Raw genomic sequence first — 17741 nt, forward strand, 5'->3', positions numbered from 1 at the left:
AGTCTGGAGCTCAGCGGTGTTCGTCGATCATGACCGCGGTTGTCCCGGCTTCCAGCGCTTCAAAAATGTGCGGCGCGTCGCCGGGGTAGCTGATGTAGTCCCCGGCATGAAGCGTGGCCGGGGCACCGGAGGGACCCACCTTCGCAGAGCCCGCGGTCAGGATGACGTGCTCAATGGTCCCGGGCGTGTGGGGCTCTGATTCCCTGGCGGGCCCGGGTTCCGCAGCCAGCTTGTACAGGTCCCGGCGCGAGCCGGCCGGGGCATGCGCCAGCAGGGTGATGGCGTAGTCGGAGTGCTCCGAGCGGACCGGCTCGCCCTCACCGGCGCGCATGATCACCACGCCGGCGCGCGGCGGGTCCACCAGGTCGGTGAAGGACACGTCCAGGGCCAGGGCCAGCGCCCAGAGCGTTTCAACGCTGGGATTGCCGACGCCGGACTCCAGCTGGGACAGCGTGGATTTCGCAATCTGGGCGCGGCGGGCGGCCTCCGTCAGCGACAGCCCGGCGGCTTCACGGTGCCGCCTGATGGCCGCCGCAATCGCCTTCAGCGGCGCCTTGCTCTGCTCGGTCACTGTTCGCTCCAACGGTCGATCGTTCGGCTTAACAGGCTCCAGTGTACGCGTTCATTCTATTGAACATGAAGACGATGAACCGAACAGAGCTGCATTCGCTCCTTCGCTCCGTGGCGGTGGTCTGCCTGGCCGGCGGGATCCTGGGAATCTCTTACGGTGCACTGGCCGTCGACTACGGCCTGCCGTGGTGGATCCCGGTTCTGTTGTCCATTGCAGTAGTGGCGGGCGCCTCGGAGATGATGTTCGTCGCCATCATCGGCGTGGGCGGCAGCCCGTGGCTGGCCGCCGCGGCCGGTCTGCTGGTCAACGCCCGGCACGTTCCGTTCGGCTTCCAGGTTGCCCCGCTCATGGGGCACGGCCTCCCCTCCATCCTCGGAGCACACGCCATCAACGACGAGTCCACGTCCTTCGCCCTGGCCGGGAACAGCCCCGCCGTACGGCGCATTGGTTTCTGGGCGTGCGGTGTGGGCATCGTCCTCGTCTGGCCGCTCGGGACGGCACTTGGAACCTGGCTCGGCGCCTTCCTCGGTGATCTGGACCGTTGGGGCCTCGACGCCGTGTTCCCCGCCATGATCCTCGCGCTGGTAATTCCGAAAGCACGGGAAGGCGGCGCTCCCCTTACTACCGCGGTGGTGCTGGGCGCGGCGATCACTGTTGCGACGGCGTCGTTCCTTCCCGCCGGGCTGCCGGAGCTGCTCTCCCTGGCCGCGGTCGCCGTCGCCCGTCCCTGGCGTCCCGCCACCACCGAACCGGAGCACACTTCATGACCGAACTCCTCGGGGCGATCGCCCTCCTTGCCGTCGGAACCTACGCGTTCAGGGCCACCGGCCCGCTGCTCCGCAAGAAATGGACGCCCCCGCCCGCCCTGCAACGGACCCTGGAAGTGGCGTCCGTGGTGCTGCTGGCGGCGGTCGCCGCCCGGTCCGGAACCTTTCACGACGGCGAACTCGCCGGCGGGGCCCTGATCGGCGGCGCCGCGGTGGCCGCCGTCCTCAGCTGGATCAAGGCGCCGTTCCTGGTGATTGTCGGGTCCGCGGTGGCGGTGACTGCGGGGCTCAGGTTCGCGGGGTTGGGCTGACGCTGGCCCGTCCTTCCACAGATCGCCGCGCCGTGCCATCGTTGCACCATGCAGAGCGTCTATGAGGCTGCCGGCGGTGCCGACTTTTTCCTGAGGCTGGCCAATGCCTGGCATGCCCGGGTTATGGCCGACGAGATGGTCAGCCATGCCTTCAGCCACGGATTCCATCCCGATCACAGCCGACGGCTCGCCGCCTACTGGGCGGAGGCCGTGGGCGGGCCGCCGGGCTACTCCGGCTCCTATGGCGACGAGACATCGGTGGTGCGGATCCACAGCGGCAACGGGCCGCACGAGGAGATGGACCGCAGGGCCATCGCCTGCTTCGACCAGGCACTGACGGACGTCGGGCTTGCCTCCGATACGCGGCTTCACTGGGTGCTGCTCGACTATTTCGCATGGGCCACGAACACCACGATGTCCCGGTACGAGCGGTCCGCGGATGACGTGCCGGACGGGCTGTCCATGCCCAAGTGGTCGTGGGACGGGCTGGCCGGCGAAAGCTGAACAAGGCCACTTTCCGGAATTGGCTATGGTGCGCGTAATTCGCGCCCGCCTACCGTGGACGGGTAAGCACTCCCGGCGGAGTTCCCCGACATCAAGAGACGGACCAGCATGCCCACCGTTGTGAACGAATATCCCTTCTCCCAGGTAGACGTCTTTGCCCCCGGCCCCAAGGCCGGGAACCCGGTCGCCGTCGTGCATGACGCCGAAGGCCTGTCCACCGAACAGATGCAGAGCTTCGCGAACTGGACCAATCTGTCCGAGACCACGTTCCTGCAGAAGCCGACCCACCCGGACGCGGACTACAGGCTGAGGATCTTCACCCCGGCGGCCGAACTCCCGTTTGCCGGGCATCCCACCCTGGGTTCCGCCCACGCCTGGCTGGACAAGGGCGGCCAGCCCCGCCGCGACGGCGAACTTGTGCAGGAATGTGAGGCAGGCCTGGTGACCATCCGCCGTACCGATGCGGACCTGGCCTTCGCCGCCCCGCCGCTGATCCGGTCCGGCCCGGTTGAACCGGCGGTGCTGGAACAGGCCATCGCCAGCCTGGGCATCGACGCCGCGGATGTCCTGGGCAGCAACTGGGTGGACAACGGCCCGGGCTGGATTGGGATCCGGCTGGCGTCAGCAGAGCAGGTGCTGGAGCTGCAGCCCGACTTCGGGCTGATGGACCAGCTCTGCGTCGGCGTGATCGGAAGCTACGCGGAGGCAGGGCCGGCGGACTATGAGGTGCGCGCGTTCGTGCCCGGGTTCAGCGTTCCCGAAGACCCGGTAACCGGCAGCCTTAACGCAGGCCTGGCGCAGTGGCTCCTCGGCGAGGGAGTGGTGGACGGCGATTACACCGTCCAGCAAGGAACGGTCCTGGGACGCGGCGGCCTGCTGACCGTCACCGTTGAGGATGAGAGCGTCTGGGTTGGCGGGACCAGCCGCACGGTAGTCAGCGGCCGCGTTTCGCTGTAGGTGCACTCAGGGAACAGCAACGACTGAATCAATCTGTACCTTGGCCCCTAATGGAAGAGCGGCTACCTGAATAGTCGTGCGGACTGGATACGGTTCCTGCAGGCGCCGAGCATACACGCCGTTGATGGCTTCGAAGTCCTGATAATCAGTCAGATAGACAGTCGTGCGCAGCACATTGCTCAGCGTCAGTCCCTGTTCCTCCAACAAGATCTGGAGATTGGTCAGCATCGTGTCGCACTGCTGGGAGACGTCGTCTGAGACCAGCTCTCCGGTATCGCGGCGCTGGCCGATGATGCCTGCGGTGTATCCGACATTTACGTGTTCAATGTAGTGCGAGAACGGGGCTGTGGACTGGTGGAGCTGCGGACTGAAGTGATGACGGGGCATGGTTTCCTTCGGGGCAGTAGGCTCAGAAAATGATTGGACGCGTTGATGAGGTAGTAGTGGATTGCCAAAACCCGGCCGCACTTGCGGAGTTCTGGTCCTCGGTCCTCGGTGGCGAACCAGTGCATCGAAGCGATGCGTGGTCCTTCATCGATCCGCCGGGATGGACGCGGCTGGCCTTCCAACGAGTGCCCGAGAACAAACAGGGGAAGAACCGGCTCCACATAGACGTGCACGTGGAGGATGTGCCGGCAGCCACTGACGCCGCCGAAGCCTTGGGAGCCGTCAGGATCGGCAAGATCCATATAGACACTGTGGGCACGTTCCAAGTACTGCAGGATCCGGAAGGCAACGAGTGGTGCGTTGTACGCTCAGCGGCAGCCGGATGACTTTTTCCCGGATTTGACGGCGCCATCCGCGCCTAGCCGCCGAGCACCACGTTCACCGGCGGCTCCCCTGCCAGCATGAGGTCGATCTGCCGCTGCAGCAGGCGTCCCATCCTCGGACGCATCGCGGAGCTGGCCCCGCCCACGTGCGGGGTGATGATGACGCCGGGCGTACCCCACAGCGGGTGGTCCTTGGGCAGCGGCTCGGGATCCGTCACGTCCAGGGCCGCGCGGATCCGTCCCGTGGCCGTGTGGTGGACCAGTGCATCCGTATCCGCCACCGGCCCCCTGGCCACGTTGACCAGCAGCGCGCCGTCGGGCATTGCTGCAAGGAAGTCGTCGTCCACAAGGTGCCGAGTGGCGTCGCTGAGCGGAACGCCCACCACCACAATGTCGTGGTCCGGCAGCAGCTCCGGCAGCTCGGCAATTCCGTGGATGGCGCCGTTCCCGTCCGTCCGCGGCCGGCTGGCCACCCGGGTCACGCTCGTTTCGAACGGGATGAGCCGCTGCTCGATCGCCTTGCCCACGCCGCCGTAGCCCACGATGAGGACGCGGCGGTCAGCGAGGCTGGCGGTGGGCCGGGCTTCCCACAGGCCCTCCTGCTGGTTCCGGATATGCCTCGGGAGCTCGCGTTGGCTGGCCAGGATCATGGCGAGAACCAGTTCCGCGGTGGAGGTCTCATGCACTCCGGCGGCGTTGGCGAAAACCCGGCCTTCCGGGAGCGAGTCCGCCACGCCGTCGTAGCCGATTGACTGGCTCTGCACCAGGGTGGTCTCCACCGCCTCGAGGCTCCGCAGGATTCGCGTTCCTCCCATGTAAGGCGGAACCACAATGTCGATCTGCGGCTGCGGCGGCTCGCCCGTGAAGTCCCACTCAACAACGGTGACGTCCGGGTGCGGCGTCAGGTACTCACGAAGTACGGCGTCCGGCAGGCTGACAGTGATCTTCCGCGGCATAATTCTCCAACTGCATCGTCGGCTCCGGCAGGCTGACGCGACGGAAGCGCGGCCTGCCGGGAGGGTTCTTTTGCTGCCAGCCTAACGGAACCCGCCTTGAGCCAGCTCGGCGAAGATGGCCGCACGGATGTTGCTGATTGCTATGCCCCCATCGGTGTAGCTTGGCCGGATGCTGAGCATTGGTTCGATCGTGATCCGCGTTGATGACCTCCAGCGCCAGATGGCCTTTTGGCAGGCCGCCCTCGGTTTCGTTCCGCGGCATGCGCCGGAGGACGATTTTGTAATCCTCCAGTCGCCGGACGGTAAAGGCACCTGCATCTCGCTGGACCGCGTGCCATCTACGGTGCACATCCCGCCGCGCATCCACCTGGACCTGTACACGGAGGACCAAAGCGGCGAGGTTCAGCGGCTTCTGGGCCTGGGCGCCACCCGCGTCGAGTGGAGCAAACGGCCAGCGGACGCGGACTACGTAATCATGGCCGACCCCGAGGGCAACCGCTTCTGCGTCATTGACACCGCTGGCCGCAATGACGGCGACTAAAGAGCCCGGCACAGCCGATTAGCAGCACACTTAGACCTCAAAAGCGCCTAACAGTCGTTGACTTACTCCGTCGGCGACTGTTAGAAATGATCGGAAAGCGGTTTCCGAACCAACCTCACCCTCATCCAGAATGCTGCGCCGTGCGATGTTCTGGCGTTTTTGAAACGATACAACCGCGGGGATGCCGGCCTCGAAGCCAAAAACCCATGCGTGTCGAAGGAGATACCAAGCGATGACCGAAACAACGCTCAACTGGCTCGACGGCGGGGCTCCGGCCGGACTGTCCGGCGGCACCACCTGGGGCATGCCCTTCGAGCGCGGCTCCGTGTCCGGCGTCGGCGAAATCTCTGTCGCGGACGCGGACGGCCGGCCCGTCCCCTCCCAGGCCTGGCCGCTGGCAACCTGGCCGGACGGCTCGCTGAAGTGGGCCGGCATCGCCCTGCCGGCCACCGACGCACCCTCCGGGCACTACCGGGTAACGTCCGACGGCGGCGCCTCGCCGGAGATGAGCGGCTCACCGGAGCCCGAGTCCTCGCCCCAGTTTGAGCCGACGCCGCAGGTCGCCGTGACCGAATCGGACGACGCCGTCACAGTCTCCACCGGCGCACTGGAAATGGTCATCAGCCGCCGAAGTTCCGCCCTCTTCACCACCCTGTCCCGCGGCGGTGTGCCCGTAGCCTGCGACGGCAGGCTGGTCAGCCTGCGCCAGGACGGCATTCCCGACGGACCCGGCAGCATCAGCCGGGAGGGATTCACCGGTGAGGTAACCGCCGTCGTGCTTGAACAAAGCGGTACCGTCCGCGCCGTGGTGCGGCTGGAAGGCGCTCACCGGCCGGACAACGTGGACGGCTCTGCCGTCGAAGAGGGACGCCGCAGCTGGCTGCCGTTCGTGGTCCGGTTCCACTTCCACGCCGGTGCCCGCAGCGTCCGGATGGTCCACTCGTTCATCTGGGACGGCGACCCCGAGCGTGACTTCCTCGCCGGCCTCGGCGTCCGCTTCACGGTGCCGCTGGAGGGACAGCTGCACGACCGGCATGTGCGCATGGCAGGGGCCGACGGCGGTTTCCTCAGCGAAGCGGTGCGCGGCCTCACCGGCCTGCGCCGCGACCCCGGCGAGGCCGTCCGGCGTGCCCAGGTCGAGGGACAGCTAACCCCGCCCCTGGAGGAATGGAGCGATCTGGTGTCCAAACGGCTGCACCTGATCCCGGCCTGGAACGATTACACCCTGAGCCAGCTGAGCGCGGACGGCTTCGAGCTCCGCAAGCGGACCGGCGCAGGCCACGGCTGGGTGGGAATCTCCGGCGGCACGCGGGCCGAGGGCTTCTGTTCGCTCAGCGATCCCCGCGGCGGCTTCGGCATCGGCGTCCGCAACTTCTGGCAATCCCACCCGGTCCAGCTGGACATCCGGGGTGCGGCCACGGACCTGGCTTCGGTGACGGCCTGGCTGTATTCCCCCGAGGCACAGCCCATGGACCTGCGTTTCTACCACGACGGTCTGGGCCAGGACACGTTTGAGGACCAGCTTGAAGGCCTGGAGATCACCTATGAGGACTACGAGCCGGGGTTCGGCAATCCCCACGGCATCGCCCGCACCCACGAGCTCACCCTGTTTGCCTACGAGGCGACCCCGGACACCGCATCCCTCGCAGCCGATGCCGCCACCGCATCGGCACCGGCGCTGCTGCAGGCCACCCCTGAATACCTGCATTCGGTCAGGGTCTTCGGCGACTGGGCACCCGTGGACCGCAGCACGCCGGAGCGCGCCGGAATGGAGGACAGACTGGACTTCCTCTTCGACTTCTACGCCGGCCAGGTGGAGCAGCGGCGCTGGTACGGGTTTTGGAACTTCGGCGACGTCATGCACACCTACGACTTCGACCGGCACACCTGGCGCTACGACGTGGGCGGGTACGCCTGGGACAACTCAGAACTTTCGCCGGACCTGTGGCTCTGGTACATGTACCTGCGGTCCGGCCGCGCCGACGTCTTCCGCTTCGCCGAGGCGATGACCCGGCACACCGGCGAGGTGGACGTCTACCATCTGGGCGAGTGGCGCGGACTGGGCTCCCGCCACAACGTGCAGCACTGGGGCTGCAGCGCCAAGCAGCTGCGCATCAGCAATCCCGCCTACCGGCGCTTCTACTACTATCTGACGGCAGACGAACGCACCGGCGACCTGCTCGCCGAACTCGTGGACAGCGACCAGAATTTCCTTGGCCTGGACCCCGTCCGCAAGGTCCGCCCGGACAGTGCCACCTACCGGCCGGAGCGGAACGCCCTCGGTGTGGGGCTCGGCACGGACTGGGGATCGCTGGCCGCCACCTGGCTCACGGACTGGGAACGGACCGGCAATCCCCGTTCCCGGGACCGGCTGCTGGGAACCATGGCGGACATCGGCGCCCTGAAATACGGTTTCCTCACCGGAGAGGCGCTGTACAACCTGGACACCGGGAGGTTCGACGCCGGGCGCGAACGGATCCAGGTCTCGCACCTTTCCGCCGTGTTCGGGCTGGTGGAGATCTGCAGCGAGCTGGTCGAACTGGTGCAGGACTCCGCGTTTGAACGTGCCTGGCTGCAATACTGCCGGCTGTTCCTGGCCCCGGAGGAGGAGCAGATTGCCGAGGTGGGCCAGCCGCTGGACGGCGTCTACCTGACGCAGGCCCACAGCCGGCTCTCCGCCTACGCTGCTGGCCGCACCGGCAATTCCGGGCTCGCACGCCGGGCATGGGACAGCTTCGCGGAAGGCGGCGAACACCTCAACCACGGGTCGGCGTTCACGCTGCGGAAGATCGAACCGCCGTACGTCCTGGCGTCCGTTGACGAAGCGCCGACGGTGTCCACCAACGACGCCTCGCAGTTCGGACTCGCGGTGATCCAGAACCTGGCCCTGATCGGGGAACACCTCCCGGCACTCCAGCCCGCGCACTGAGTGGGCTGGTCCGCCGGGCAGGCCGGCCTGCTCGGCGACGGGCCGGTCCGGCAGGTAACACGGCTGGTCAGCCGGCGCTGGTTCGCCTGCTGTCGTAGTTCCCGCGGGCTTCCTCCACCTGGTCCATGTTGTGGTCCGCCCATTCCTTCATCCCGTGAATAACAGCCAGGAGGGAGTGCCCCAGCGGCGTGAGCTCGTAGTCGGTGCGGACAGGCACGGACAGGGTGAGCAGCCGGGTCACCAGGCCGTCCCGCTCCAGCGAGCGCAGGGTGGACGTGAGCATTTTCTGGCTGGCTCCGGGAATCCGCCGGCGCAGCTCGCTGTGCCGGAGTTGCCCGTCGGCCAGCTCCAGCATCACCAGGGTGACCCACTTGCTGCTGATGGTCTCGAGGAGCTGGCGTGCAGGGCACAGTCCCAGTCCCTCCGCATAGTGCGTCTGTGCCGCCTGCCGTTTCTGGTCCGCTGTGAGAGTCATCGCCCCAAATTCCCCTGATGCCGGTTGTCCTGTCGCGTTGCCGCGGCACCAGCCTAGTGGCGCACCGGCGTGGTCCGCCCGTCGCATCGAAACCGCCGTAACAAACGGGGAACGGTCAGCGGGCGGGCACCCCGGGGTTCCCTAGGCAGTCCAAAGTGCGTTCTTACGCTGCCAGTCCCGGCCGGGAAAGGATCGGAACCGCGGCGGCACCAGCCACCGCCGCAGAACACGAACCAAACCGACCTACCGTGCCGACGAAAGGCCTGCCATGCCCAGGATCCTCCACATCAATGCCTCCCCGCGCGGGGACCACAGCGACTCACTGCTGCTTGCCCGCCACTTCATCTCCGAAGTACAGGCGGCCGGCGCAGATCTTGAAGGCGATGCCATCGAAGGGGCCGCCTTTGAGGTCGACACCCTGAACCTGTTCGACGCCGGCGCCCTTCCGGAGTTCGGAACCACTGCCGCCGGCGCCAAGATGGCCGTGTTCTCCGGCCGGGACCAGACTCCGGAGGAGCTGCAGTCCTGGTCCGACGCCCGCGCCGTTTTTGACCGGTTTTCGGCGGCCGACGCTTACGTCTTCAACATCCCGATGTGGAACGCGGGGGTGCCATACGCCCTCAAACAGTGGATCGACATCGTCACCCAGCCCGGCTGGAGCTTCGGGTTCGACCCCGCAGCCGGCTACACCGGGCTGATGGACGGCAAGCACGCCCTGGCCATCCACACCAGCGGCGTCTACTCCCCCGGAGTCGCCCCCGCGTTCGGCCAGGACTTCAGCAGCACCTTCTTCGCGGACTGGCTGAACTTCGTCGGCATCACCGGCGCCACCCATGTCCGCTTTGCCCCCACAGTGCTGAACGCCGACGTCGGGCGCTCCCGCCGGGAAGCCGAAGCGGAACTGGCGGCGCACGCCATCGGGTTCTCGGCCCGGCTCCGGGAAGGCGTCCTGCAACCGGTCAGCAACTGAGGCACCGCCGGCTAACGCACCGCCTCGGCTTCAGCCGTCTTGGAACGTCCTACCGCAAGCCCGCAGGCACGACGGCGGACGGCACCTCAGGCGGGCCGTCCGCCGTCGTGCCTTCAGCGATTTCGCTTTCAGTGACGTCGCTTTCAGCACCTTCGGTGATTTCCCCGCGGAAAGCCCGGAGCATGGCTTCGCGGTCGAACTGGCCCTCCCACTTAGCCACCACGAACGTGGCCACGCAGTTCCCCAGCAGGTTCACTGAGACGCGCATGGAGTCCATCAGGCGGTCGGCGCCGAGCAGCAGGGCAACGCCGGCCACGGGGAAGATGCCCAGGGCGCCGGCGGTGGCCGAGAGCGCCAGGAAGGCCGATCCGGGAACGCCGGCCATGCCCTTGGACGTGAGCATCAGGATGCCCAGGGCGGCAAGCTGCTGGCCCAGGTCGAGGTTGTGGCCGAATGCCTGGGCCAGGAACAGCAGGGAAATGGACAGGTAGAGCGCGGCGCCGTCGAGGTTGAACGAGTAACCGGTGGGCACAACCAGGCCGGTGGTGGCACGGGAGCAGCCGGCGTTGGTCAGCTTGGTCATGATGCGCGGCAGCACGGACTCGGTGGACGCCGTGCCGAGCGCCAGCAGGAACTCCTCGCGGCTGTACTTGATGAACTGCCACAGCGGAACCCGCGGGTACACCCAGGCAACGACGAACAGCAGCGCGATGAAGACGATGGCGGCGCCGTAGCAGGCGGCGATCAGCAGGGCGTAGGTGCTCAGCGAACCGAGGCCGTACTGGCCGATGATGAACGCCATGGCACCGAAGGCGCCCACCGGGGCAACACGCATCACCCAGCCCATGATCTTGAAGAACAGCTCCAGCACCGTCTCCAGCAGGTTCACCACGGGCAGGCAGCGCTCACGGCCCACCACCACGATGGCCGCCCCGAAAAAGACGGAGAAGCACAGCACCTGCAGCAGGCTGTTGGAGGCGAAGGCACCCACCACGCTGGTGGGGATGATGCCCAGCAGGAACGCGCCGGCGTCCTTGGGTGGGGCCGTGCCGGTCTTGGCGTTGAGGGCGTCCTGGGACAGCGAGTTGGGATCGATGTTCAGGCCGGCGCCTGGCTGAACGATGTTGCCCACCACCAGCCCGAACACCAGGGCGAAGAGCGTGGCACCGGTGAAGTACAGCAGCGCCTTCACGCCAACGCGGCCCACGGCCTTCACATCGCCTACAGCCGAGATTCCGGTGACGATCACCAGGAAGATCAGCGGGGCGATGATCATTTTGATGAGCTGGATAAAGCCGTCGCCCAGCGGCCGAAGGGCCGAGCCGAGGTCGGGCCAGAAGTGGCCGATCCCGATGCCCAGGCCTACGGCCACGAGGATCTGGAAGAAGAGCGACTTGTAGAGCGGCTTCTTGGGTGCCGGGGCTGTGCTTGCTAGGTTCGCTGGGTTCGGTGCCGGGGCGGGCGGGGGAAATTTCATCAGGGCTGCCAATCAACAGGGAAAAGGCGCGCTGGACGCCTCAGGTCATTGGCAACGCTAGGGTCCCCGTGTTTCGGGCAGGCTAAATCCGTACTGCGGAATTGTTTAACCGCAAGATGGAAAGAACCGCCGTCCGGGCCGCGCCGGGGCTAGACCTCGTCATCCCAGGTGCCGGCGTCCTTGGCCGCATCCTCCGGTTTCTGCTCCGCCTCGGGCTCGCCGCTGCCGAGGTACGACGCCGGAACGGTGCCGGCCGCCTGCGTCTGCTGTTCCTCCCGGATGTTCGCGGCCGCGCCCTGCTCCGGGCGGGGCTGCTTGTCGACGGCGTCGGGATCACCGGGGCCGATCAGATCAGCCGGATCGGTTGCTGCTTCCTTGGGGTCGGTCATGGCGGCACCTTTCGTTCGGTTTGTTCGGTCTCGTTCCTCCGGTCCGTTGGCTCCGGCGGTAACTTCACCCTATTCGCTTGCGTTGCTGGAGTGACTGGATTTCCGCCTGTTAGGCCGCGTCATACCGGGTTGCCTGACTCACAAAAATACCCTCAAAAGGGGGAACATCTTCCCTAGCGCTGGGGCCAAAGCAGGCGCAGGATTGTACTACCGGGCCACGAAAATGCAGTGAGCATCGTCCGGAGTTAAGCCCCCGCGGAGGCCGGGAGTGCTGTTTGAAAAAAGGGTTGAAACTGGTTGCCGCTGCACAGGGGAGTGTTATCGCGGCCGGACAGTTCTGCCCGAAAATGATCCACTCGCATCCTTCTAGGAGCAAAACAAATGTCCACAACCACCCCAACCAAATCCCGCCCCGTCGGAACCCGTTTCGCCCTGATTTCGGCTGTTTCACTGGGTCTTATTGGAGGACCTGTTGCACTGGCCATACCGGCTGACGCTTCAACGTCGCTTCGCGGTTGTACCGTGAACCCGCTGAAGCCGACAGACGCGGGGAGGAACTACGCGGAGTTCAAGATCAAGATCGACTGCAACGGCAACAAGACCGTGGAAGTCCGCCAGAAGCGCTTTGAAAAGGACCGGCACGGGCGCGATGACAAGCTCGGCGATACCACTTCATGGACGAAGTACTTCGACAGGCACGATGACAAGGTCACCGTGAGCAAGAAGGAAAGGATCGACAGGGATCGCGGCAAGGATCGCGTTTACCACGAGGTCTCCTTCCGGGTGAAGAGCGGCCACAACTGGTCTGACTGGACCAAGTGGGAAAGGAGCGACGTCGCAACCATCCGCTAACCGCGTTCCGCGCATCTGATCCGCTCAATGGATCTGCGCATCCTGGAGCCAGGGGCACGCCGCCCCTGGCTCTTTCTTGTGGCGCTGGCTCTTCTTAGAGCGAAGCCCCGGCCCTTCATCGAGTGTGGGCCCCGCCGGGGCCGGCACGCTGGCTGAAATTCGGTCACTTTGCCTCTGTCAGCATGGCTATGGCGGCGTTATGTTGAGCCTGCTGATGACCTGCACGTCTCTTCATCAGCTTCGGTTCCAGTCGAAGGAGATGCTGTGAGCACGACAGTTGAAAAGCAAATTCTGGTCAACGTTCCGGTGAGCACGGCCTACGGCCAATGGATCCGGTTCGAGGAGTTCCCGCATTTCATGGGCGGTGTGGAGAGCGTCACCCGACTCAGCGACGATCGCCTGAAATGGATAGCCCACATCGCAGGCGTCCGCCGGGAATGGGAGGCCACGATTCTGGAGCTGGTTCCGGACCGGCGGGTGGCCTGGGCGGCAACCTCGGGCGCGACTAATTCCGGGGCCGTCGACTTCGAGGACGCAGGCGGCGGCAGGACTTCGCTGAAGCTCACGTTGGAGTACCAGCCTGAGGGTGTGGTGGAGACGGTGGGCGACCTGCTCCACATCGTGGGCCGCCAGGCCGAGCACGACCTCAAGAAGTTCAAGGAGTTCATCGAGCACGAAGACCGGGCAGCAGGCGAGCGTCCGGGCTCAGTTCCCGGCGCCGAAGAATCCGCCGCCGCCCCAGCCGAGGCCCCGGCAACCGGGGCCAGCCCGGTGTACGACCGGTTCGCCCATCCCTTCGACCAGACCAGCGGACTGGTCGATCTCGAGGGCGAGTCCGACGAGACAGCGGACGGCGAAAACTACAGCGCCGCGGAGCGCAAGCACGAGCAGGACCGCAACAAGGGCTACCTCCCGCCAATGGGAGGCGGGCTGGGCCAGCACTGAGCACCATCGACGGAACCGGCCCCGGCCCACCAGTCCTGATGAAGGCGGCCGTCCAGCAGATCATTTGCCTGGAGACCGTTCCGCGGAGGCCGTTCCTTTCTACAATTTAAGTGTGTCGGCATCTGCGGCAAACCCGCCGTTTCGGCCGCACCACGAGGAGGACCGCAATGGGTTTGGGTGACAGGATCCACAACGCCGCGGAGAAACTTCACGGCAAAGGCAAGAAAACCGCCGGCGAGGCCAGCGGCAATTACCGGATGAGGGCCGAAGGCAAGGGCCACGAGTTCAAAGCCGACCTCAAGCAGGCCGGCGAAAGGATTCGGCACGCCTTCAAGCGGCACTAATAACCGGCCACAAGGAATGGGTGGTTCCCTCGGGAGCCACCCATTCCTTGTGGCCGGCGCCGGCAGGCTGCCTGGCCTAACTGCCTGCCGGCGGCCTGCCTGGCCGCCGGCGTCGATCAAACGACGGCTACGGGCTGACGGTGGACGTAGGCGACGGCGACGAAGTGGTGCCGTTCTCCGACTCCGTTTCCGTCGGCGTCGGCGATTCCGTGGGGGTCACGGTGACCGTGGCCGTATCGGTGGGCGAGACGGTAACAGTGGACGTCGGGCTGGCACTTTCCGTTCCGCCTTCGGCCTTCTGCAGGACCTTGTTGATCGTCTCCTCCAGCTCCCGCTGGTCGACATCGCCCAGGTTGGCGCCACCCTTCGTGGCAACAACAAGGAGCCTGCCTTCCGCGGCCGAGACCTGCATCAGCATGTCCGTAGTTCCCGTCCCACGCGTGCTGATGGTGCCAAAGGTCTCCTCGGCGTCCGTTGTCGCTTCCAGTTCCTTGCTGGCGACTTCGTACCGCTGCCCCAGCACGTTAAGGGTGAAGGTGTCGCACTGGCCCATCTTGCCGCTCACGTCCCGAAGGAGCGCGACGGCGTCCGGGCCCTCGCCGCTGGACTGTGCGGAGACCGTGCGCGGCTGCTGGCTTTCAGAAATGGCGACGGCGACGTCTCCGTTTTCAACGGTGTCGAGGAGGCCCGCAGTGGCAATCGACTTGCAGTCCTCGGGATCGGTCGTCGCGGCGCTCATCAGCAGGTTTGCAATGCGCCCGCCCTGGTCAACCTGGTCCTTGGAGTAGAGCTTCAGTTCGTTGCCGTCCGCATCCCGCATGCCCGAAATCAGCTCGCGCAACTCGTCCTCGCTGTACACCTTGTCCTGGGCCGCCTCAGTGGTGGTGGTTGTAGCCGTTGGGCTTGGCGAACCGCCTCCGCCCGTGCACGCTGCCAGCGCCAGGACCGCCGCTGCCGCCAACCCAAGAACCGGTACTTTTCCCACCAGAACCACCCCTTCAAGATAAGAAGCATACTTACGGCTCTAGAGTAGGGCTTTCCGGTCGGGCCCAACAGCCCTTCCCGGCGAGTGGGCATTTCAGTCCCGCGGTCGCATCAGCGGAGGGTTGAGAACCACCCGGCCTGGCTGGCCCGCCGCCGGGCGGGCAGCCTCCACCAGCCGGAACAGCGCAGCTGGCCGGCCGGCGTCACCGGCCGTTATCCGCCCGGTGTCCTCCAGGAAACCGGGAGTGCCGGTAGCCTTCCGGTGAAAATTCCGGGGGTCAAGGCGAGTGCCCCAGACCGCCTCATACACGCCACGCAGCTGGGCGATGGTGAACTCCTCGCCGCAGAAGGCAGCCCCCAGCGGCGAGTATTCAAGCTTCGATTTCGCCCGTTCAAGAGCATCCTCGAAGATACGCCGATGGTCGAACGCCAGCTGCAGTCCGCCGTCGAGCACTTTGTCCACCGGATACCAGTCCGCGCGCTCCGCGTCGCTGCCCGCCGACAGCACCGGAAAGTCCGGCGCCAGGAGCAAATGGGCGACCGTCAGGACGTCCCCGCGAGGGTCCCGGCCCTTGGGCCCGTAGCTCGCCAGCTGCTCGAGGTGCCCGGGGATGCGTTCGACGCCGGTTTCCTCCGCGAGTTCGCGGCTAGCCGCCGTCGGGAGGTCCTCGCCGGCCAGCACGAAGCCGCCGGGCAGGGCCAGCATGCCCCGGAAAGGGTCGATCAGCCGGGTAATAAGCAGGACGTTCAGGGTGTCGTTCCGCACGGTGAGGGCGACGACGTCGACAGTCACCGGGAAGAGCGCGGGGGCTGTCGGCGATTCAGGCATGACCTCATCCTAGGGAATTATCGTCAGATTGACAATAATTCCTCGACCGTCATATTGTTTTGTTATCGTCAAATTGACGATAACTTTCGTAAGGAGAATCCCATGGCCAGCATTAAGCGCTACCCCTGGATCAACCACTTCCTGGGCAGCCCCACCGGTTACGTTGTCCACCTGCAGAAGGGAACGGTGAAGCATCAGGGGGTGGGGCAGGCGTTCTGGTACCGCCCCGCCAACTCCGTCCTGAGCGAGGTTCCGGTGGATGACCAGGAACTGCCCACGCTTTTCCACGCCATCACCCGCGATCACCAGGACGTCAGCGTGCAGGCCAATGTGACCTACCGGTTCATCGACCCGGTGGCCGTGTCCACCCGCCTGGACTTCGGCCTCGAGCCCGCCCGGAGGGCACCGGCTGCCGGCCGGGAGCAGGTGGCCACCATCATCGGCCAGCTGTGCCAGAGCCACGCCATCGACCAGATCGCCACCACCACACTCTCCGAGGCCCTGGAACGGGGCGTGAGCCAGCTCCGCGCCATCCTCACCGAAGCGCTGCGGGCGGACACCCGATTGCTGTCCACCGGCATCGAAATCCTCGGAGTGCAGGTGCTCGCCGTCCGCCCCGAGTCCGACGTCGAACGCGCCCTGCAGACGCCCGTACGCGAACAGCTCCAGGCGGAGGCCGACCGCGCAATGTACGAACGCCGGGCACTCGCCGTCGAAAGTGAACGGACGATTTCCGAGAACGAGATGGCAAGCCAGATCGAACTGGCCACCCGACGCGAACACCTGGTGGCCCAGGAAGGCGCCAACGCGCGGCGCCAAGCGGAGGAGAAGGCGGCCGCAGGGCTCATCCAAACGCGGGGATCAGCGGAGCAGCTGGGCATCACCTCAGCGGCGGAAGCCAACCGGCTCCGTCAACTGGGCGAGGCAAGGGCGGCCCAGGAAGCAGCGGCCATGGCGGTTTACCGCGACATGGAACAGTCCACCCTCCTGGCGCTTGCACTGCGCGAGGCCGCGGGAAAGCTGCCGAACATCGGCAACCTGACCATCACGCCCGACCTGCTCAGCGGAGCACTGGCCGGCCTGCTCCGGGCGCCCGGCGCCCTGACAGCCGGCGGCACGGCCGGCGCAGCAGGCGCCTCCGCCAGCGGCGCCGGCAAGTAGGTCCCTGCCATGGCTAACCAGCGCCTTGTGATTGTCCGGAGACGCACCGAGCTTCAGGAGCTCCTGGACCGGCATGCGACGCGGGGCCAGGCAGAGTTCTTCCTCCGCACACGCGGCCGCACCATCGCAGAAGTGCAGGAGCGGAACGACCGGCTGGAAGCGGCATTGGCTTCCGTCCGCGCCGCCGTTCCCGGCGAGTGGCGCCAGGCTGAGGTGGAACGGGCGGACCTCAGCCGGTTCCTGTTCACTGCGGACGACGTCATCGCGGTCGTGGGACAGGATGGCCTCGTAGCCAACATGGCCAAGTACCTCAACGGCCAGCCTGTCATCGGTATCGATCCCGAGCCCGGCGTAAACCCGGGCATCCTGGTCCGGCACTCCCCGGAAGCCGCCGCCGCGCTACTGCAGCGGCTCGGCGCTGCAGGGCGGCCGGAGCAGCTGAGCTGTCACCAGCTGACCACCGTGACAGCCAGGCTCGACGACGGGCAGGAACTTTCGGGACTCAACGAAGTGTTCATCGGGCACACGTCCCACCAGTCTGCACGGTACCGACTGGCGCTGCCCGACGGCCGGTCGGAGCGGCAGTCCTCCTCCGGCATGATCGTTTCCACCGGGACCGGAGCCACCGGATGGTGCGCATCGATCGCCCTGGAACGCGGCGGACGGGCCCTGCCCGGTCCCACGGATACCCGCCTGGCCTGGTTCGTCCGCGAAGCCTGGCCCTCCCCGATCACCGGCACTTCCCTGACCGAGGGATTGCTGGAATCCGGCGAATCGTTGCGGGTCACGGTGGCGTCCGACCAGCTGGTGGTGTTCGGCGACGGAATGGAGGGGGACCGGCTGATTGCCTCGTGGGGCCAGGAGCTCGAAGTGGGGCTTGGGGCTCGGCCGCTGCGGCTGGTGGTTTAGCGGCGCCCCCTTGACTCGGCAGCCTCCCCTTCCCTACACTTTTCATAAAGCAGAATCTAATTTCCACAAAGCGGAATCTTGAAGCGGATCGCGAAGAAGC

The 17741-nt window shown here is 66.2% G+C and carries 21 protein-coding genes; 13 read left to right on the top strand and 8 right to left on the bottom strand.

Going from position 1 to position 17741, the window contains the following annotated elements; translation table 11 throughout:
- Window positions 1-10: 10 nt before the first annotated feature.
- On the bottom strand, window positions 11-571 hold the full coding sequence (locus J2805_RS12165; protein WP_309976465.1) for a helix-turn-helix domain-containing protein: 561 nt from the start codon (window positions 569-571) through the stop codon (window positions 11-13).
- A 74-nt stretch (window positions 572-645) separates the two neighbouring features.
- On the opposite strand from J2805_RS12165, the gene J2805_RS12170 reads away from it, so the two are divergent.
- From J2805_RS12170 to J2805_RS12185, 4 genes are all read left to right on the top strand, one after another.
- Window positions 646-1338 (top strand): AzlC family ABC transporter permease, encoded by a 693-nt coding sequence (locus tag J2805_RS12170; protein WP_309976468.1) that lies wholly within the window; start codon window positions 646-648, stop codon window positions 1336-1338.
- On the top strand, window positions 1335-1649 hold the full coding sequence (locus J2805_RS12175) for an AzlD domain-containing protein (protein ID WP_309976469.1): 315 nt from the start codon (window positions 1335-1337) through the stop codon (window positions 1647-1649). Before J2805_RS12170 ends, J2805_RS12175 begins: the two co-directional genes overlap by 4 nt.
- A gap of 48 nt (window positions 1650-1697) precedes the next feature.
- Window positions 1698-2153, top strand: a complete 456-nt coding sequence (locus J2805_RS12180; RefSeq protein WP_309976471.1) for a group II truncated hemoglobin — start codon at window positions 1698-1700, stop codon at window positions 2151-2153.
- 108 nt (window positions 2154-2261) lie between these two features.
- On the top strand, window positions 2262-3110 hold the full coding sequence (locus J2805_RS12185) for a PhzF family phenazine biosynthesis protein (RefSeq protein ID WP_309976474.1): 849 nt from the start codon (window positions 2262-2264) through the stop codon (window positions 3108-3110).
- Window positions 3111-3116: 6 nt separating this feature from the next.
- Here J2805_RS12185 and J2805_RS12190 read toward each other — a convergent pair whose 3' ends face one another.
- A complete protein-coding gene (locus J2805_RS12190) occupies window positions 3117-3497 on the bottom strand; it encodes a RidA family protein (protein ID WP_309976476.1) in 381 nt (126 codons plus the stop codon).
- Between the two features lie 29 nt (window positions 3498-3526).
- Here J2805_RS12190 and J2805_RS12195 point away from each other — a divergent pair, with 29 nt between their 5' ends.
- A complete protein-coding gene (locus J2805_RS12195) occupies window positions 3527-3883 on the top strand; it encodes a VOC family protein (RefSeq protein WP_309976478.1) in 357 nt (118 codons plus the stop codon).
- 32 nt (window positions 3884-3915) lie between these two features.
- Here J2805_RS12195 and J2805_RS12200 read toward each other — a convergent pair whose 3' ends face one another.
- Complete coding sequence (locus tag J2805_RS12200) at window positions 3916-4836, bottom strand: 2-hydroxyacid dehydrogenase (RefSeq protein WP_309976480.1); 921 nt, start codon at window positions 4834-4836, stop codon at window positions 3916-3918.
- Between the two features lie 169 nt (window positions 4837-5005).
- Between J2805_RS12200 and J2805_RS12205 the strand changes: the two genes are divergently transcribed.
- Both J2805_RS12205 and J2805_RS12210 read left to right on the top strand, forming a co-directional pair.
- The gene (locus J2805_RS12205; RefSeq protein ID WP_309976482.1) at window positions 5006-5377 is read left to right on the top strand and encodes a VOC family protein; all 372 of its coding nucleotides are present in this window, start codon (window positions 5006-5008) and stop codon (window positions 5375-5377) included.
- A gap of 232 nt (window positions 5378-5609) precedes the next feature.
- The gene (locus J2805_RS12210; protein WP_309976484.1) at window positions 5610-8306 is read left to right on the top strand and encodes an exo-rhamnogalacturonan lyase family protein; all 2697 of its coding nucleotides are present in this window, start codon (window positions 5610-5612) and stop codon (window positions 8304-8306) included.
- Between the two features lie 67 nt (window positions 8307-8373).
- On the opposite strand, the gene J2805_RS12215 is transcribed toward J2805_RS12210, so the two are convergent.
- A complete protein-coding gene (locus J2805_RS12215; protein ID WP_309976486.1) occupies window positions 8374-8781 on the bottom strand; it encodes a winged helix-turn-helix transcriptional regulator in 408 nt (135 codons plus the stop codon).
- A gap of 268 nt (window positions 8782-9049) precedes the next feature.
- Here J2805_RS12215 and J2805_RS12220 point away from each other — a divergent pair, with 268 nt between their 5' ends.
- Window positions 9050-9751 (top strand): FMN-dependent NADH-azoreductase, encoded by a 702-nt coding sequence (locus J2805_RS12220; protein ID WP_309976489.1) that lies wholly within the window; start codon window positions 9050-9052, stop codon window positions 9749-9751.
- A gap of 49 nt (window positions 9752-9800) precedes the next feature.
- Here the strand turns inward: J2805_RS12220 and J2805_RS12225 are convergent, their stop codons facing one another.
- Window positions 9801-11228 (bottom strand): cation:dicarboxylate symporter family transporter, encoded by a 1428-nt coding sequence (locus tag J2805_RS12225; RefSeq protein WP_309976491.1) that lies wholly within the window; start codon window positions 11226-11228, stop codon window positions 9801-9803.
- Between the two features lie 149 nt (window positions 11229-11377).
- Window positions 11378-11617: a hypothetical protein gene (locus tag J2805_RS12230; RefSeq protein WP_309976493.1), complete on the bottom strand. Its 240-nt coding sequence runs from the start codon at window positions 11615-11617 to the stop codon at window positions 11378-11380.
- 381 nt (window positions 11618-11998) lie between these two features.
- Between J2805_RS12230 and J2805_RS12235 the strand changes: the two genes are divergently transcribed.
- The 3 genes from J2805_RS12235 (at window position 11999) to J2805_RS12245 (ending at window position 13758) form a co-directional block, all read left to right on the top strand.
- Window positions 11999-12469: a hypothetical protein gene (locus J2805_RS12235; protein ID WP_309976495.1), complete on the top strand. Its 471-nt coding sequence runs from the start codon at window positions 11999-12001 to the stop codon at window positions 12467-12469.
- 264 nt (window positions 12470-12733) lie between these two features.
- A complete protein-coding gene (locus J2805_RS12240) occupies window positions 12734-13414 on the top strand; it encodes an SRPBCC family protein (protein ID WP_309976497.1) in 681 nt (226 codons plus the stop codon).
- Between the two features lie 167 nt (window positions 13415-13581).
- Window positions 13582-13758 carry a CsbD family protein gene (locus J2805_RS12245; RefSeq protein ID WP_309976499.1) on the top strand — a complete coding sequence of 59 codons (177 nt, stop codon included), beginning with the start codon at window positions 13582-13584 and terminating at the stop codon, window positions 13756-13758.
- Window positions 13759-13885: 127 nt separating this feature from the next.
- Here J2805_RS12245 and J2805_RS12250 read toward each other — a convergent pair whose 3' ends face one another.
- Together J2805_RS12250 and J2805_RS12255 are read right to left on the bottom strand one after the other, a co-directional pair.
- Window positions 13886-14743, bottom strand: coding sequence for a hypothetical protein (locus J2805_RS12250; RefSeq protein ID WP_309976501.1), 858 nt, complete (start codon window positions 14741-14743; stop codon window positions 13886-13888).
- A 93-nt stretch (window positions 14744-14836) separates the two neighbouring features.
- Window positions 14837-15571 (bottom strand): NUDIX hydrolase, encoded by a 735-nt coding sequence (locus J2805_RS12255; protein WP_309976503.1) that lies wholly within the window; start codon window positions 15569-15571, stop codon window positions 14837-14839.
- Between the two features lie 102 nt (window positions 15572-15673).
- Between J2805_RS12255 and J2805_RS12260 the strand changes: the two genes are divergently transcribed.
- Complete coding sequence (locus J2805_RS12260) at window positions 15674-16732, top strand: SPFH domain-containing protein (protein ID WP_309976505.1); 1059 nt, start codon at window positions 15674-15676, stop codon at window positions 16730-16732.
- 9 nt (window positions 16733-16741) lie between these two features.
- Window positions 16742-17641, top strand: a complete 900-nt coding sequence (locus tag J2805_RS12265) for a diacylglycerol kinase catalytic domain-containing protein (protein ID WP_309976507.1) — start codon at window positions 16742-16744, stop codon at window positions 17639-17641.
- Window positions 17642-17741: the final 100 nt, after the last annotated feature.

This window comes from Arthrobacter oryzae (genome assembly GCF_031454875.1).
GTDB lineage: Bacteria > Actinomycetota > Actinomycetes > Actinomycetales > Micrococcaceae > Arthrobacter > Arthrobacter oryzae_D.

Excerpts from the sequence above, each read along its gene's own strand:
- J2805_RS12200 (WP_309976480.1), bottom strand. The coding sequence starts at position 4,836 with ATGCCGCGGAAGATCACTGTCAGCCTGCCGGACGCCGTACTTCGTGAG.
- J2805_RS12175 (WP_309976469.1), top strand. The coding sequence starts at position 1,335 with ATGACCGAACTCCTCGGGGCGATCGCCCTCCTTGCCGTCGGAACCTAC.
- J2805_RS12260 (WP_309976505.1), top strand. The coding sequence starts at position 15,674 with ATGGCCAGCATTAAGCGCTACCCCTGGATCAACCACTTCCTGGGCAGC.
- J2805_RS12265 (WP_309976507.1), top strand. The coding sequence starts at position 16,742 with ATGGCTAACCAGCGCCTTGTGATTGTCCGGAGACGCACCGAGCTTCAG.
- J2805_RS12230 (WP_309976493.1), bottom strand. The coding sequence starts at position 11,617 with ATGACCGACCCCAAGGAAGCAGCAACCGATCCGGCTGATCTGATCGGC.
- J2805_RS12185 (WP_309976474.1), top strand. The coding sequence starts at position 2,262 with ATGCCCACCGTTGTGAACGAATATCCCTTCTCCCAGGTAGACGTCTTT.
- J2805_RS12235 (WP_309976495.1), top strand. The coding sequence starts at position 11,999 with ATGTCCACAACCACCCCAACCAAATCCCGCCCCGTCGGAACCCGTTTC.
- J2805_RS12170 (WP_309976468.1), top strand. The coding sequence starts at position 646 with ATGAACCGAACAGAGCTGCATTCGCTCCTTCGCTCCGTGGCGGTGGTC.
- J2805_RS12180 (WP_309976471.1), top strand. The coding sequence starts at position 1,698 with ATGCAGAGCGTCTATGAGGCTGCCGGCGGTGCCGACTTTTTCCTGAGG.
- J2805_RS12245 (WP_309976499.1), top strand. The coding sequence starts at position 13,582 with ATGGGTTTGGGTGACAGGATCCACAACGCCGCGGAGAAACTTCACGGC.
- J2805_RS12205 (WP_309976482.1), top strand. The coding sequence starts at position 5,006 with ATGCTGAGCATTGGTTCGATCGTGATCCGCGTTGATGACCTCCAGCGC.
- J2805_RS12215 (WP_309976486.1), bottom strand. The coding sequence starts at position 8,781 with ATGACTCTCACAGCGGACCAGAAACGGCAGGCGGCACAGACGCACTAT.
- J2805_RS12190 (WP_309976476.1), bottom strand. The coding sequence starts at position 3,497 with ATGCCCCGTCATCACTTCAGTCCGCAGCTCCACCAGTCCACAGCCCCG.
- J2805_RS12225 (WP_309976491.1), bottom strand. The coding sequence starts at position 11,228 with ATGAAATTTCCCCCGCCCGCCCCGGCACCGAACCCAGCGAACCTAGCA.
- J2805_RS12210 (WP_309976484.1), top strand. The coding sequence starts at position 5,610 with ATGACCGAAACAACGCTCAACTGGCTCGACGGCGGGGCTCCGGCCGGA.
- J2805_RS12220 (WP_309976489.1), top strand. The coding sequence starts at position 9,050 with ATGCCCAGGATCCTCCACATCAATGCCTCCCCGCGCGGGGACCACAGC.
- J2805_RS12195 (WP_309976478.1), top strand. The coding sequence starts at position 3,527 with ATGATTGGACGCGTTGATGAGGTAGTAGTGGATTGCCAAAACCCGGCC.
- J2805_RS12255 (WP_309976503.1), bottom strand. The coding sequence starts at position 15,571 with ATGCCTGAATCGCCGACAGCCCCCGCGCTCTTCCCGGTGACTGTCGAC.